The sequence below is a fragment of the Undibacterium sp. Dicai25W genome (assembly GCF_049340505.1).
In the GTDB taxonomy this organism is placed as follows: domain Bacteria; phylum Pseudomonadota; class Gammaproteobacteria; order Burkholderiales; family Burkholderiaceae_D; genus Undibacterium; species Undibacterium jejuense.
This window is the reverse complement of record NZ_JBMPOQ010000002.1, coordinates 114,425-130,246: the sequence shown is the minus strand read 5'-3', so window position 1 is coordinate 130,246 and position 15,822 is coordinate 114,425. Positions and strand designations below refer to the sequence as shown.

Genomic DNA, 15,822 nt, shown 5'->3' with positions numbered 1-15,822 from the left:
CTTGTGGTTTTCCACAGCTTGATGAATACGTTTTATTTCTGAATAATCAACAAGCCAATGTTCTTGGCAATGACATTGGAGACGGTTGTGAAAATAAGAAAAAGCCTGTTTTTTTCCATCGCTGCGATGTTGCTGCAGGTTTCTGCATTTGCGCAATCTCCCATCGTCATCAAATTTAGCCATGTTGTCGCCAGCGATGCTCCCAAAGGGCAGGCGGCACAACGCTTCAAAGAGTTGGCAGAAAAATCCACGCATGGCCGGGTCAAGGTTGAGCTCTATCCGAACAGTACGCTGTACAAAGATAAAGAAGAATTAGAAGCCCTACAGCTTGGCGCAGTTCAAATGCTGGCGCCGTCACTGGCAAAATTCGGACCGCTTGGAATCAAAGAATTTGAAGTGTTTGACATACCCTATATTTTTCCGTCTAAGGATGTCCTGTATAGCGTGACACAGGGACCAATCGGAAAGGATTTGCTCAAAAAACTCGAACCCAAAGGAATCACCGGTCTTTCCTTCTGGGATAATGGTTTCAAAGATTTCTCAGCGAATAAGCCGATTCATTTACCTTCTGATATGAAGGGTTTAAGGCTACGGATTCAATCATCGAAAGTTCTGGATACGCAAATGCGGGTACTTGGTGCAACACCACAAGTGCTAGCGTTTTCAGAGGTGTATCAGGCCTTACGTAGCAGCTTTGTCGATGGAACAGAAAATCCGCCGTCCAATTTGTACACCCAAAAGATGTATGAAGTCCAAAAGCACATGACCATCACGAATCATGGCTATCTTGGATATGCGGTCATCGTGAATAAGAAATTTTGGGATGGCTTACCCGGGGATATTCGCGACGAACTCAATCAGGCGATGGCAGAAGCGACCATGTATGCAAATACGATTGCACAACAAGAAAATGATAAGGCGTTAGCAGCGGTCAAAAAAACGGGTAAAACCAAAGTTTATGTGTTGAACGATCAGGAGAAAGCCGCGTGGCGCAAAGCTTTATTACCAGTTCAGAAAGAAGTTGAGCAACGGATAGGCAAAGATTTGGTTGCTAACATTAACAAAGAGGCAGCGAAATTTGGCTATGATTAGAGCTAGAGTAATTTTTAAAATTGCAATAAAAACACTATTTTTCTCAACAAAGTCTAACTTACGGCATCCTGATAAGTGCGTATTTAAAATAAAAAATCGTTTACCATATTTTCAGATTTTGTAAATATTTTTTACATATATGCAACATCTATGATTTTTTGCTGCGTTTTTTTTGTCACTGGTATTTTTGCATGCTATATTCTGTCCAGATTTGAAATTTGCAGTAGGCAGGATTAAAAGGCGGTAGTGCAAAAAAACGGTATTCATGCCGTACACTGAGGAGACGCGCGTTTTTATTACAAGCTGAGTTAATGTGTTTACACAAAAACTAAACAGCCGAAAACGCGAGATATGTTTTAATGGCGCATCTGCTGATGCGCCTTTTTCTTTTTTGTACTACCGGATTCATTTTAAGCATTCTCAAAAGCAATTTAAATTCAATCTTCGTTCTGCAGAGAAATACGCTTTCTTCCCAAGAAACGTGCATATCCGCTATGCTAAAGCCTTTTAGAATCATAGGCAGATGATGTCCGAACAAGAAGCCGCCATTTTTTCGGCAATTATTGACGCCCCTTTTGGCGCAATGGGAATCCGGGTAGAGGACCAAAAGCTCGCAGAACTTGTCTATTTGCCGCCACGTTTTAAAGAAAAAACGCCATCGGATCCAGTTTCCGCACTGGTTGCTGAGCAAATTGATCGTTATTTCACTGACGCTGATTTTCGATTTCAGTTACCTTTAAAGCCGGTGGGGACTGCGTTTCAGAGTCGCGTCTGGCAGGCGATATCAGAAGTGCCGCGTGGTGAAGTTGTTACTTACGGTCAAATTGCTAAGCATATTCGCTCCGCACCACGCGCAGTAGGCCAGGCTTGCGGCGCCAACTGGTATCCCCTGGTCATCCCGTGTCATCGGGTCACCGCTGCAGGTGGTCTGGGCGGATTTGCTCATCATGACGATGAAACTGGATTTCACCTTGGCGTGAAACGCTGGCTACTTGCGCATGAAGGTGTGACTGGTTACCTGTGATCCATGAAAAATAGTCCAAATGCATTGCCCGTGGTATTGCCTGATGAGGTGGCGGGGCAGATAGACCAATTTTGCGATGTTTTATGGTTAGAAGACGGATTAGCCAAAAATACCGTAGAGGCTTACCGCCGCGACATACGCTTATTCGCAGAATGGTTGCATGTCGAACTGGCGAAGGATTTGTATCAGGTTGATCACGCCGACATCAGCGCTTACATTGCATCTAAACATACGACGTCAAAAGCGACGTCTGCCAACCGGCGACTGAGTGTCTTAAAACGTTTTTATTTACTCGCCGTACGCCAAAATCTGGTTGCCATCAATCCATGTAGTAAGCTCAAATCAGCTAAACAAGGCTTACGGTTACCTAAAACCATGAGCGAAGCTCAGGTGGAAGCGTTGTTGAATGCACCCGACGATAGTCCATTGGGATTACGCGATCGTACTATGCTGGAACTGTTGTATGCCTGCGGATTACGAGTCTCAGAATTAGTGAATTTGAAATCAACTGAGATCAGTCTCAATGATGGCGTATTACGCATCACCGGTAAAGGCGATAAAACGCGCTTAGTGCCTTTTGGTGAGCTTGCGCGTCAGTGGCTTGAAAAATACCTGAAAGAAGCGAGATCTGCCATCTTGCAAGGTCAGGTTGACGATGCATTATTTGTCACTGCGCGTGGTGGTGCCATGACGCGACAGATGTTCTGGATACTCATCAAAAAATATGCGGCGCACGCTGGCATTCACATCCATCTGTCCCCCCACACCTTGCGCCATGCGTTCGCGACGCATTTGCTCAATCATGGCGCTGATTTAAGAGTGGTGCAGTTGTTGCTAGGCCATGCCGATATTTCTACAACGCAAATCTATACGCATGTAGCCAGAGAACGACTTAAAAAGCTCCATGCTGAGCATCATCCAAGGGGTTGAAGTTCATATTGGAAGCTGCTTCAGCGAAAAAAAAGCGGCCATCATTGATGGCCGCTTTTTATATTTCAAAATAGTTTTACGATAACAATCAGAACTTGTATTTGCCTGTTACGTAAATCGTGCGCAGCACTGAATCCGCATAACGTGCATCGTAACCTGTTTGTTGACCAGCATAAGCGCCTGCAGTTTGCAGAGACATTGGTGGTGTTTTGTTAAACAGATTTTTGATACCAGCACGCAGTTCTACAGTTTTGCTGTAGCTGTAGCGACCTTGCCAGTCAAACGTGGTGTAAGACGGTACGTGCAAGGTGATCGTTTCAGCAGACTTGGTGTCCAGATTCGTCACGTTTGCAGGTTGATCCTGATAACCAGAACGGTATGTCAAACTCAGAGAGTTGGAGAATTTACCGGTTTCCAATGTGGTTGTCGCTGAAACCAGATTGCGGAAACCAACGTTGTTGTACACACCAAATTTACCCAGATCGGTATCCCAGGAATTGTCAGTACCAGGCAAGGTGAAATCAGAGACCAACATGTACGTACCGTTAATCGTACCAGTCAATGTACCGAATCCCAGATTCTTACGACCAGTCATATCCCAATCGATACCACGGTTGTGCGATTTACCGATATTGATCGATAAGTTTTTAAACGCCCAATAAGTATTTCCCGTTGCGATTTCTGTGGATTGTGTGAACAGTTGCGCGTATTTGGCAGGATCAGCAAATGCAATGGATTGGCTCACAGCAGATACTTGATCTCGCAGTTGAACATCCCACAAATCAGCGCCGATAGAGAACGAAGAGCTTGGCTCAAAACGTGCACCAATGGTGAATTGCTTTGATTTTTCTGGTTTCAGATTTGCATTGCCGCCAGACAAGTTATCGTACTGTGCGTTACCTGGTTTGCAATACGCTGAACCTGGGAATGGGCATGCCTGGTTATCAGTTACACCAGCGCGTACCAATGGCTGCGCAATGTCCAGCATTGCCGGTGCTTTAAAGCCAGTGCCGTAAGAAGCGCGCACTAACCAGCTGTTGCTAGGCTGATATCTGAGAGATAACTTGTAAGTAACGGCGTTATTACCTTGACCGACTTTAACGTTGTTAATCCCATCATCAATCGATGAATATTGATCAAAACGAGTTGCGGCGCTCAGCTCAACTTTATCAATGACTGGCGCTAGAACTTCACCAAATACACCGTATGTCGAGCGCTTCATGTCATAGCTTGGTGGCGCTGCGAGATTGTATACCGCACCACTAGCGACGATAGATGATGGCGATTGTGAATAGGCATATTCACGGTAATCAGCACCAACTGCAACACTTGCATTGCCACCTGGAAGCTCGAATATTTCTTTAGATGCGCGCGTATCTACACCTTTAAGTGTCGTAGATGCGGTGCGCAATGGACCATTGAATAAAGAGTTTTGAATCAATTGCTTAGTCGCATCTGTTTGCTGACCGACCGGCAAAAATGGGTTGAAGCTTGCCTTCTTAATCATGTCGCGGAAAGCACCGTCCAATACATAGCCGCCGGTATAATTTTCGTCGATGGAGTTTTGTGAATACGTTGCAGCACTGTTGATCGACCAACCTTTAAATTCACCTTCTGCTCCAACTACAAAATGCTTGGAGTTGGTAATGGTGTTGTCGTTGCGAGTGCCCCAGTCAGACATGCGGTAGTTTGCAGTCACTGATTTCACTGAGCCGATTTGTGCTTGCGTTAAGTATGGCAGCACATAGCTGTTGTAGTAGGCGGAACCTGGCGCAATTGTGACAGGAACAGGATTTGGAGCGATACGCGCTGTCAGATCGTAGCGAGAAAGAGCGACATCTGAGAACAGTGTCCAGTCTTGATTTACCTTGAAACGGGCAGTGGTAAATAAGCTGTCACGCTTTGATACAGGAACGATTTCCAGTGTCGCAGCATAGTCAAATTTGCAAGCCTTAGGATTTGTCGGATCGATGACGTGATTTGCCGGGCAATTACCGTTTTGCAACAGGTAAGGATTTAAATTGACACCAGAAATTGTCTTGTCCTTGAACGTCACTGCCAGATTTGCAGGGGAACTATAAGCACTGGTTTTGTCAAACAAGTAATTGTGACCATTTGCAACGAAAGGCAGATAAGCTGTCTTAGCGAAATCGCGGTCTGTTGCTTTCAATTGCTGTTGATCATCGTGACGATAGCTGATCAATACGTTGTAGCGGTCTTCTTCCAAATTACCGAAGCCGTAAGTCAGGCTGGCGTTGTAGGATTTTGCGCCGCCTTCTGTTGGATAGTCGTATCCAGCTTCTACAGTGCCACCTTGTTCATTTTTCTTCAGAATAAAGTTAACCACGCCGGCGATTGCATCTGAACCGTAGAGCGCTGATGCGCCATCAGTCAATACTTCTACTCTTTCAACTGCGCTCATCGGGATCGCATTGAGGTTGACTGCCGAGCCTGAGCCTTGAGGCGCTACGCGACGGCCGTTTAATAATACTAAGGTGTAACTTTCACCGATGTTGTGAATAGAAGCAGAAGCGCGGCCACCGGAGTTTGTACCTACAGCGGTTGTTGTAGGTGTAAATCCTTGCATCGCTGGTAATTTTTGAATCAAATCAGCAACCGTCGTTGCACCGGAACGGGCAATAACTTCTTTATTTAACTGCTGTACAGGTAAAGCGCCTTCTTTGTAGATGCGCTTGATAGCGGAACCTGTAATTTCAATTTTTTGTACAGCATCGCCAGTTTCTTGTGCATGAGCAATACCAGCAACAAGTAATGTGCCAGTTAACGCGCTCAAAGCAAAACGTACTGATCTCACAACGGCTTTTTCTTTTAATACCATGACCAAGTTCTCCTAAACATGATGAATCAGATGCAAACAAAGGTTCGCAGCTTGCTCGCGCATAGCGCCCAAAAATCCGGAGATTTATTGTTGAAAATATAGAAAAGCAGGGGGAAGAGAGCTACTTTTGCGTAGTTCCAGATAAGGTAATCTGGGCGTGTGCATTTTCAGAGCAAGAGGGGCATTATGCAAAAGAAATCAATAAAAGTGAAATAATTTGTTACTCAATATGTCCGAAATGTTGCATTTTTATGACATGAAATGAAAATAATTTTCCATAAATTGATGAAATAAACTCTTTCAAAAGAAAAATGCCTGAATAAATTACTTCACTCAGACATTTATATTCTATTTGCACAATAATAAAGCATTACATGTATCTTAATGTATTGCTATTATTTCAAAGCTGTATTTTCTCGCAGAAATTTTTCTATGCGTGTCCAGAAGTCGACGTTATTTTTTAATGTTCGCCATCCGTGCCCTTCTTCGGCATAAGTGATCCATACTATTTTTGCCGTATCCGGAGCGGCTTTGAGGAAACGTTCACCGTGTAGCAACAGAACTCTGACGTCAACTGCACCATAAGCGAGAATTAATGGACGTTTCAGACGTTGCGCCTGAATGACGGGCGAAGTTGCCTTGAACTGTTCAGCATCTTTAACCTGATCACCTACCATCGCGGGCATCCCGTATCGTGACCATGCGGTACCTGCCGTATCACTCCAGGTCACGTCGAACAGATAGTTAATATCTGTCACACCGACCCAACTAATTCCGCAACGATAGAGATCCGGTTCTTTGATTAAACCCATGAGCGTCGCGTAACCTCCGTAGCTTGCGCCAACAATGCAGATACGATTGGGGTCAGCATAGCCTTGCGCGATTGCCCATTTTGTCGCATCAGTGATATCGTCCTGCATAGCAAGACCCCATTGTTTCCAGTCTGCTTAAATAATTGTGAACCATAACCAGTGCTGCCGCGGAAATCATGTTCCAGAACAACATAACCGCGTGAAGCTAAAAATTGCGTTTGTGGATTCCAGTTCCAATGCCCACCCCGAACATAAGGGCCACCATGTACCATGACAACCATGGGTAAATTTTTACCGCTGGTATTTTTGGGTATTGTCAGATAAGCAGGAATTTCCATACCGTCGCGAACCTTAATTCGAACAAAATCTTTATAGGACATCGCTTTCGAATCAATGAATGGTCGCGTATCCCTGATCATTGAAACAATTCGAGACGTCAAATAAAATGATATGTTGCTTCTCCCTGATAAAAATGGAAAATTTGTTTTCAATTAATAACGTTTTTATTAATTTTGAGATTTCGAAATACGTTTTTCATTTTCAAAAAAACGCCTTTGCTGTTTCAGCGAGGCTATAATTCGTCTTTGATTTTTCTGTTGAAAGAGAAACCATTTTGGCAAAAAAAGAACACGTATCAGAAACACCTGCAACGCAGTTTTTACGCAAAAATAAGGTGGAGTTTTCTGAGCATCCGTATTCATACGAAGAACATGGTGGCACGGCGGTATCTGCGCGGGAGTTAGGGGTCGACGAGCATGCCGTGGTAAAGACGTTGGTAATGCAAGATGAAGCAGCTAAGCCACTCATCGTGCTGATGCATGGCGATCGCAAGGTATCGACCAAAAATCTGGCCCGGCAAATTTCATGCAAATCGATAGAGCCATGCAAGCCGGAAATAGCCCAAAAACATTCCGGATATCTGATTGGCGGAACGTCCCCGTTTGGGACAAGAAAAGTGATGCCTGTCTATGTTGAGCGTGGGATCCTTGCGTTGCCCAAGATATATATTAATGGCGGCCGACGAGGATATTTGGTCGGAATCGCTCCATCTGTGTTGGAACTTTGCTTAAAAGCAAGTCCTGTCGATTGCGCAATCGATGAGTAACTCCTTGTAACTAAGCATTGCGACATTCTGCTGAGTTCAAGCATCTTTTACCTACTTGAATTGTTTAAAACGAAAAAGTAAGTAAAAAGTACCAACGCTTTTTGTATGTAAATAATTAATTTGAAAACTTTTGCCAGGCAAGAGCTTTATCTTACCAATGTTTATTTAGGGAAAAAATGAATACTATTCTGGCGGTAATACTGGCTTATCTGATTGGTTCAGTATCTTTTGCGGTCGTTGTTAGCAAATTATTTGGTTTATCTGATCCACGAACCTACGGATCTAAAAATCCTGGCGCTACCAATGTTTTGCGTAGTGGAAACAAAGCAGCAGCCGTACTGACCTTGCTAGGCGACGCGGTTAAGGGCTGGTTTGCAGTATGGTTGGCGATGAAATATCAAAACCAGTTTAGTCTGGATGATGGCAGCATCGCAGCGGTATCGATCGCCGTTTTTGTCGGACATTTATGGCCAGTCTTTTTTAAATTTGTTGGCGGTAAAGGCGTGGCGACAGCGGCAGGTGTTCTGATCGGGATTAATCCTTGGCTTGGATTGGCGACGCTGGTGACATGGGGTGTCATTGCTTTTGCATTCCGTTACTCATCGCTGGCAGCGTTGATTGCCGCCATCTTTGCGCCTTTGTATTACGGCTTGCTGTTTGGCCCGGACGTTAAGTTACTCGCGGTGTTTGTGATGAGTGGCTTGCTGGTCTATCGCCATCGTCAAAATATTGCCAATTTGATGGCGGGCAAAGAGAGTAGGCTCGGAAGTAAGAAGAAATAATTGACGGCATCGTGACCTGTTTTTGCAGCGTCAACCAGTTTTGCCGAGTAAGCAAACTGGTCAAAAAACGGTAAGATCAGGCTGCCGTTAATTCATGCAGTGGCCAGCGTGGTCTGACGTTGAAAGCAAAATCCCGCGTCGCTAATGCGGGATTTTTTTTGAGCCGCATTGCACCTGCGAAGGCAATCATCGCACCGTTATCGGTACAAAATTCGAGTTCAGGATAAAACACTTGAAAACGTTTTTTGGCAGCCGCCGCGTTTAACGCTAAGCGCAATTGGCGATTTGCGCCAACCCCGCCTGCAATCACCAGACGCTTGAGTCCGCTTTGCTTCATTGCCGTAACGCACTTGGCAACAAGAACATCAACGATGGCGTCAACAAAACCGCGTGCGACATTGGCCTTGTCAGACTCGCTCATGTCAGGTGGGTATTTTTTGACAGCAGTAAGGACGGCTGTTTTTAATCCAGAAAAGCTGAAGTTAAAATCTTTGGAATGCAACATCGGGCGTGGAAATTGATGAATCGCAGGGTCACCAGATTCAGCCAACTTAGAAATCGCTGGCCCTCCAGGGTATGAAAGTCCGAGTAATTTGGCGGACTTATCAAAGGCTTCACCTGCTGCGTCATCCAGAGTTTCACCTAGCAGTTGGTATTGTCCTACTCCATCAACGCGCATTAATTGCGTGTGTCCGCCGGAAACCAGCAAGGCAATGAAGGGAAATTCCGGTGGCTGACTCGCCAATAAAGGGGAGAGCAGATGCCCCTCCAGATGATGAACTCCTAAGATAGGCTTATCCAGTGCCATTCCTAAGCCACATGCAAATGAAGCACCAACCAACAATGCACCCGCCAAGCCCGGCCCTTGGGTATAGGCAATCGCGTCAATGTCTTGCTTTTGAATCTGGGCTTCTGAAATGACCTGATGTAAGAGAGGAAGAGTGCGCCGGATATGGTCGCGCGAAGCCAGTTCAGGCACTACACCGCCATATTCTTGATGCATGGCAATTTGTGAATGTAGGGCATGCGCCAATAATCCACGTTCTGTGTCATAGAGGGCCAGTCCTGTTTCATCGCAGGAGGATTCAACGCCGAGAACTATCATGAAGCTACTTTTTGAGAAATTAAGTGAAGACGCAATCAGACTGCGCAAGTCGGGATTATAACTTTGTCGTGCGTTTCACGGAAATTTCTATTCTTTAGCGACGATTGGTAGTTCAAAATAGAAATTCGCTCCCTGTCCCAAGACGGAGTCAAATCCAATTCTTCCTCCCATGTTTTCCACCAATTCTCTGGAAATCGCTAATCCGAGGCCAGTGCCACCTTTTTCTCTGGTATCAGAGGAGTCTGCCTGGGCGAATTTCTGGAAAATTCGGTCGCGGAATTCTTTAGGGATGCCTTTGCCGTGATCGTTGACGCTGATACGAACACGTACATCATTCAGACTTACCCGGATATCGACTGTTTCATTGACTGGAGAATATTTAATCGCATTCGAAAGTAAATTTGACATGACTTGCATAAAACGCTGGCTATCAACAGAAATAATAATGTCAGGAATAGGTTGATGCAGGTTTAAATGAATTTCTCTTTGTGTACCAAAAGTAGCATTGGTATCAATTGCCTGCGTCAACAATGGTGCCAGCGCATAGTCTTGCATATCAAAATGCATCTTACCTGCGCTTAATTTTTCCATATCCAATAGATCATTAATCAGGAAGGTTAAGCGCTGGCTATTTTTGCTAGCGATATTGAGTAAAGGGGTCAGACTCTCTGGCAATGTTCCAGTGGCACCACCGAGTATCAGCCCCAATGCACCAGATATCGATGTTAATGGAGTACGTAATTCGTGACTGACGGTAGAAATAAATTCATTTTTAATCAGTTCAAGGCGTTTGCGCTCGGTGATGTCGCGCATCAGTCCAATGTACAAAGCGCGGCCTTGTCGCTTAACTGCAGAAACGGATAGGTCAAGCGGGAAAACGCTGCCGTTTTTCCTACGGGCATCGATTTCTTGTGACACACCAATCAGCTTAGAAACATTATCGATTCTAAAAGGAAAGGTAGATTTGTTTTGGTCATCATTAGCCGGTAATAAAATACTAAAATGCTTGCCAATTAATTCGTCTTTGTTGTAGCCAAAAATATTGCCAGCCGCATAGTTAAAGGCGTCAATGAAACCAAGATGATTCACGGTGATAATTCCATCAAGTACATTGTCAAGAATCGCCTGCGTGTGAGCTACCTGATCCCGCAACGCCTGAGCATTGGCCTTGCTATCACTGATATCTTGAAGCGTGCCATAAATGCCACGGATTGAATTTTCTTTGAACTGAGGCAGTCCGATGATTCTGACCCAGCGTTCATTTTTTTTGGCGGTTACGATTTTAAATTCGGCATCGAAACGGGAGCCAGATGTGCCGGCCTCAGTCAGCAAATGACGTATATGGTCCCGGCTATCTTTTCCTTTATAAAAATTCAGTGCCTGTTCGGTATTGCATTGATAGTCGGCTTCTACTTCATGAATTTGTTTGGTGACACTACTCCAGTTCACCTGTCTGGTAAACAGATCATATTCCCAGGTACCAATGCGGGCGGCGGCGTTTGATTGTTCCAGCAGTTCATAGGCATGGGCTAATTTTTCTTCAGCAATACGCTCCTGGGTGACATCCTGATGGCTGCCTGACATGACTAAAGGTCTTCCATCTTCATCCCAGCTAACAACGCAACCACGATCTCTGATCCACACCCAGGAACCATCTTTATGACGCATGCGACTGGTCAGATCAAAGTACGGTAATTCGCCATTGAAATGCTTGTCTATCATTTCGGCAGAAATTTTTGCATCGTCCGGATGGCATAAATCCAGCCAGGTTTGGACCGTCGTAGGACTTAATTCAGCAAGGCTATAACCTAACATTTCAGCCCAGCGTTCATTAAATATCGTGACGCCAGAAGGAATATGACACTCCCAGGTACCGATATTTGTTCCTTCAATAATGTTAGCCAGCCTTTGTTCACTTTGTGAATGTTGGCGCTGGATTCTGGCTGCATTCACCAATTGTCCTATGGTGATGGTGACTGGCTGAAGAAAATCTACTGACAGTTTATCGTAACCATCCGGACAATTTGCGATACCCATGACGGCAACGACTTCTCCATCATGCTGTATGGGTACTGCTAGAAAATGTCGTAACGGCGGATGATCAGCAGGTAAGTCACCAACTTGTCTTTCAAAAGCCAGGTTATTTGAAATAACAGGTGCTTTCTTATCCAACCTGGGATCAAATAATAAATCCAGATCGTGGAATTCAAGTCCTTGCTGCACAGCTCTTTTGTTTAGTTCTACCGTCGTATCGTCCCATGATAGATCGCAGATTGAATAGGCTTTTAAATAGGCAACGCCGTGGCGATTTTTCAAAACTTCGCAGATAAATCCATATTCACTTCGGGTAAGCCTCAAGCTGTTAATTAACAGTGTATCGAAACCTTTGCCGCGATCTTTACCTTTGATAAATTGTGATTGTGCTTTTGCAACTGCGTCGTTAAGACTTTGTTGACGCTGCAATGAGCGATTGAGTTCTTGACGTTTAATTGTGCCATTCACCCAATCTCCCAACACGTTCACAAATTCGATTTCAACTTCAGTGAATGCGTGCGCTCTGGCTTTTGGGTCTGAAAAACCTAAGGTGCCATAGCGTCTTCCTTCTAAAAATAATGGAATGCCAATATAGGTTTCTTGTTTGAATTGCTGATAACTCTGATGTCGGCTGAATTCACTTTGACTTGCGTTAGTCGTATGAATCACGTCATGATCTTTGTGGACTAGGTCTGAGTAAGTGAATTCTTTCAGAAAGCGCTGCCCCTCTTTGACGTTGCCAATACTCGAATGATAGACCTGAATAATGATTTCATTACCCTGAAATTGCGAAATGACACCAGTAGCCAGTTTTAAATACTGGCACCCAAGTGCCAATGTTTCGCGTAGCAAGATTTGCGGATCCTGAAAGGTCAGCGAGGTAATTCTGGTGAGCGTCAGCAGGGCATTATGCTGTCTTTGCGATTGCAAATTGCCGATCTCATGTTCCACGCAATCGGCAAGATTGCGCAGTAATATATGCTCGTCCTGGCTCAGTGTTCTTGGTTCAGGGTCGATGATGCACAGTGTTCCTATACGTTGCCCATTTTTTGCATGTAAAGGAGCTCCTGCATAAAAGCGTATATGCGGGGCACCGACGACCAGAGGATTGTCAAAAAAACGCAGATCATTGCGTGCGTCCGGAATGTGAAGAATTTCTTCCGATAAAATTGCATGACCGCAGAAAGAAATGTCCCTGCTAGTCTCAGATACCTCTAAGCCTTGCCTGGACTTAAACCACTGACGATCGGCATCAACTAAAGAAATTAAGACGATCTGTGTGTTGAATATTTGCTTGGCTAGCAGTGTCAACCGGTCAAAACGTTGTTCTTGTGGGGTATCGAGGAGTCCACATTCCTGAAGGGTAGTTACGCGATATTCTTCGTCATCAGGAAGCCGTGGCAATTGCATAGAAAGTAACTTTATTTAAAAAAATGACAAGCTGCATAGGGACTAGACATACAAAAAAGTAAGTTAATGCCGAATATCTCTCATTATTAAAAAATGGGTTTCATTCGCTACTTTTATTTTTGTTTCAAATAGGGATCACTTGCTATGCGTCAATAAGAACCTGCATAGTACTATTATTTTAAAAATCAAACTTTACTCTTTGCATTTCGTGCAGCATCAGATTCAAAGTTATATTGAATAAAACATCGAATAAAAAATCGAATAAAACATTGAATAATATTACACGGTTCTAGTGATAATTATATTTTTTAAGAAGTTTATCAAGGCTGCCATCATGTTGAATATCTGAGATTACTTTGTTGACTTCACTCACTCGCAGAGTGCCATTTTTTGCTAGTGCGCACTGGCTTTTAAATTTGGAGATAGTGAGTGGCGGGTGAATGCTGAGATGTAAATCGTTCACACGTAAGTGATAATTCAGGGTCGCCATGCTAATGATGGCGTAATTAAATCGGCCTGCGGCTAACTTCCGCAAATTTGCTTCTGCACCAGGACCGTCATCACGTACAAATTTGTTGCCAAGAATTTTCTCAACTTCCGGGTAAGTAAAGCCCATTGCTGTGCCAATTGTAAGACCCGCAATATCCTCAATATTTGCCGGTGCAGGAACACGTAATGTTGTTACGAGCAAATCGCCAACATCGACAAAGCCCACGCTCCAGTCTAAATTTCCAGGTAACCATTCGGGTAAATAGCCACATAAAATATCAGCTTCATTCATCTCTAATGCGTTGGCAAGACGTTTTCGCGGACGCATTACAAATTTTGCCACGCGATGGGTACGTTCCGCCAATAATTCGCCCAGCTCCATTTGAAAACTTTGTTCTGATGCTGCGCTGTCAGAGTTATGTTTTTTTTCATTCAGTAAAACTAACAGCTCAGCGCAATTAACTCCCGACGAAACCAGGACGATAAAAAAACAGATCAGTGTTTTGATGGTTCTCATGACGAAAATTACATGGCAACAGCACGACAAGCGGGGTGATCATGTTCTTTTAAATTTATTTCTCGGATTTAATGGCCTTCAGCAATAATCCAGTCCGGATTGTTTGTCTCAACAAAATTAATAATTGCCCAGACAATGTCGGGATCAAATTGCGTACCGCTGCGCTCTTTGAGATAAGCAATGACATCTGGTAAGGGCCAAGGCTGTTTGTAAGGGCGGGCGTGTAGTAAGGCATCAAATACATCGACGACCGCAACGATCCGTGCTGCGAGCGGGATCTCTTTGCCTTTCAATCGGCGAGGATAACCATTGCCATCATAGTGCTCATGATGGCCGCCTGCAATTTGGGCGCCAATGCTGAGGCTATTCGCACCTTCGACCATTTTGGCTGCTCTGGCCAAAACGGTTTCTCCAATTAGAGCATGCCCTTCCATCACTATGCGTTCTTCTGGGGTATGCTTTCCTGGTTTTAAAAGGATGGCGTCCGGTATGCCTACTTTTCCTACGTCATGTAATATGCTGGCGATGCCGACAAAGGCCATAAAATCGGAATCAGCCTCTGGTGGTAATTTATCCGCCGCTTTTAATTCGGCAGCGATTGCATCTGTTAGTCTGCATACGCGTCGTACATGTCCACCTGTCGTTGCGTCACGAGATTCAGCAAGATCAGCAAGCGCAATGACTGTGGCTTCTTGTGTTGATTTGAGCAGATTAAATACATGCAAATTATCGAATGCTGCAGCAATGCGGTCGCAAAACACACTGAGTAAGCTGCATTCGAGTTCACTCAATGGCCACAATGGCGTAAACGCAACTGCGAATTGATGGCCATGCGATGCTTGTATCAGCAGAACATCAACTTCATTTGTAAATAAACTTTTTTTCTCTTCGAACGCCTTGCGTATCATTGGCGTCCAGGGATGATTGGATGGCAAGCTTGTCTCACCTAACATCTCAGTCGATTTTCCGGTTGTGGCAATGACCAGTGGATTAAGGTCTTTTTTTGCGGAAGAAGACTCCATGACACATAAAACACCATCAGTGCCAAAATCGAGGATAGCGCCGATTTGTGTCAACACGCCGGATGCCAGCTCCTTGAGTGAGTCTAATTGATACAGGTTGCTTGCGGCTTCAAGAATTTTATCCAAACCACGGCGATTCGCTTCTATCGTTTTCAAACCTTCGTAAGCGCGTAAGGATGAGATGACAGTAGTGAACATTTTCTGAGAGGTGAGCTCAGTCTTAAGTTTGTAGTCATTGATGTCATAGTTGACAATGACGCTTTGTTCTGGTGCTTGCCCTGGCTGACCGGTACGTAAAATGATACGCACGATATCGTTATGCAATTCTTCACGTATCCGTTTTGCTAAAATCAATCCTGCATCTTCGGTTTCCATGACGACATCGAGCAAGATCATGCCGATATCGGATTCTTTTGACAGTATCTCAAATGCTTCGTTACCGGAATAGGCCGAAAGTATTTCTATTTCACGACCTTTGTAGCTCATTTTATTGAGTGCAAGGCGGGTGACGGCATGAATGTCAGGCTCATCATCAACAATTAAAAGTCGCCAAAAATTGTTTGATCTCAAGCTCACTGGAGCATCATCTTCTTTGAGCCAATCTTCGTCGTCATTGATTGTAGTCATGATACGCCTTAACATTGCTGTAAAGAGATAACAA

At 44.4% G+C, this 15,822-nt stretch carries 12 protein-coding genes; 5 read left to right on the top strand and 7 right to left on the bottom strand.

The window, feature by feature from the left end; genetic code table 11:
* The first annotated feature begins 126 nt into the window (after positions 1-126).
* The 3 genes from ACO0KY_RS03630 to xerD all read left to right on the top strand — a co-directional run bounded on the left by ACO0KY_RS03630 (position 127) and on the right by xerD (position 3,046).
* Positions 127-1,092 carry a TRAP transporter substrate-binding protein gene (locus ACO0KY_RS03630; RefSeq protein ID WP_423044671.1) on the top strand — a complete coding sequence of 322 codons (966 nt, stop codon included), beginning with the start codon at positions 127-129 and terminating at the stop codon, positions 1,090-1,092.
* Positions 1,093-1,615: 523 nt separating this feature from the next.
* On the top strand, positions 1,616-2,116 hold the full coding sequence (locus tag ACO0KY_RS03625; protein ID WP_423044346.1) for a methylated-DNA--[protein]-cysteine S-methyltransferase: 501 nt from the start codon (positions 1,616-1,618) through the stop codon (positions 2,114-2,116).
* Positions 2,117-2,119: 3 nt separating this feature from the next.
* On the top strand, positions 2,120-3,046 hold the full coding sequence (gene xerD / locus ACO0KY_RS03620; protein ID WP_423044344.1) for a site-specific tyrosine recombinase XerD: 927 nt from the start codon (positions 2,120-2,122) through the stop codon (positions 3,044-3,046).
* Between the two features lie 88 nt (positions 3,047-3,134).
* Here xerD and ACO0KY_RS03615 read toward each other — a convergent pair whose 3' ends face one another.
* From ACO0KY_RS03615 to ACO0KY_RS03605, 3 genes are all read right to left on the bottom strand, one after another.
* Positions 3,135-5,885 (bottom strand): TonB-dependent receptor, encoded by a 2,751-nt coding sequence (locus ACO0KY_RS03615; protein ID WP_423044342.1) that lies wholly within the window; start codon positions 5,883-5,885, stop codon positions 3,135-3,137.
* Positions 5,886-6,280: 395 nt separating this feature from the next.
* Entirely contained in the window at positions 6,281-6,805 is a 525-nt protein-coding gene (locus tag ACO0KY_RS03610) for an alpha/beta hydrolase family protein (protein WP_423044340.1), read from the bottom strand.
* Positions 6,688-7,077 carry an alpha/beta hydrolase family protein gene (locus tag ACO0KY_RS03605; RefSeq protein ID WP_423044338.1) on the bottom strand — a complete coding sequence of 130 codons (390 nt, stop codon included), beginning with the start codon at positions 7,075-7,077 and terminating at the stop codon, positions 6,688-6,690. Before ACO0KY_RS03605 ends, ACO0KY_RS03610 begins: the two co-directional genes overlap by 118 nt.
* A gap of 230 nt (positions 7,078-7,307) precedes the next feature.
* On the opposite strand from ACO0KY_RS03605, the gene ACO0KY_RS03600 reads away from it, so the two are divergent.
* Both ACO0KY_RS03600 and plsY read left to right on the top strand, forming a co-directional pair.
* Entirely contained in the window at positions 7,308-7,802 is a 495-nt protein-coding gene (locus tag ACO0KY_RS03600; RefSeq protein WP_423044670.1) for an aminoacyl-tRNA deacylase, read from the top strand.
* 176 nt (positions 7,803-7,978) lie between these two features.
* Positions 7,979-8,584 (top strand): glycerol-3-phosphate 1-O-acyltransferase PlsY, encoded by a 606-nt coding sequence (gene plsY, locus ACO0KY_RS03595; RefSeq protein ID WP_423044336.1) that lies wholly within the window; start codon positions 7,979-7,981, stop codon positions 8,582-8,584.
* Positions 8,585-8,660: 76 nt separating this feature from the next.
* Here the strand turns inward: plsY and tsaD are convergent, their stop codons facing one another.
* The 4 genes from tsaD to ACO0KY_RS03575 form a co-directional block, all read right to left on the bottom strand.
* Complete coding sequence (gene tsaD / locus ACO0KY_RS03590) at positions 8,661-9,689, bottom strand: tRNA (adenosine(37)-N6)-threonylcarbamoyltransferase complex transferase subunit TsaD (RefSeq protein ID WP_423044334.1); 1,029 nt, start codon at positions 9,687-9,689, stop codon at positions 8,661-8,663.
* 87 nt (positions 9,690-9,776) lie between these two features.
* A complete protein-coding gene (locus tag ACO0KY_RS03585) occupies positions 9,777-13,133 on the bottom strand; it encodes a PAS domain S-box protein (protein WP_186912566.1) in 3,357 nt (1,118 codons plus the stop codon).
* A gap of 289 nt (positions 13,134-13,422) precedes the next feature.
* Positions 13,423-13,986 (bottom strand): substrate-binding periplasmic protein, encoded by a 564-nt coding sequence (locus ACO0KY_RS03580; protein WP_186912565.1) that lies wholly within the window; start codon positions 13,984-13,986, stop codon positions 13,423-13,425.
* Between the two features lie 221 nt (positions 13,987-14,207).
* Complete coding sequence (locus ACO0KY_RS03575; protein WP_186912564.1) at positions 14,208-15,788, bottom strand: response regulator; 1,581 nt, start codon at positions 15,786-15,788, stop codon at positions 14,208-14,210.
* Positions 15,789-15,822: the final 34 nt, after the last annotated feature.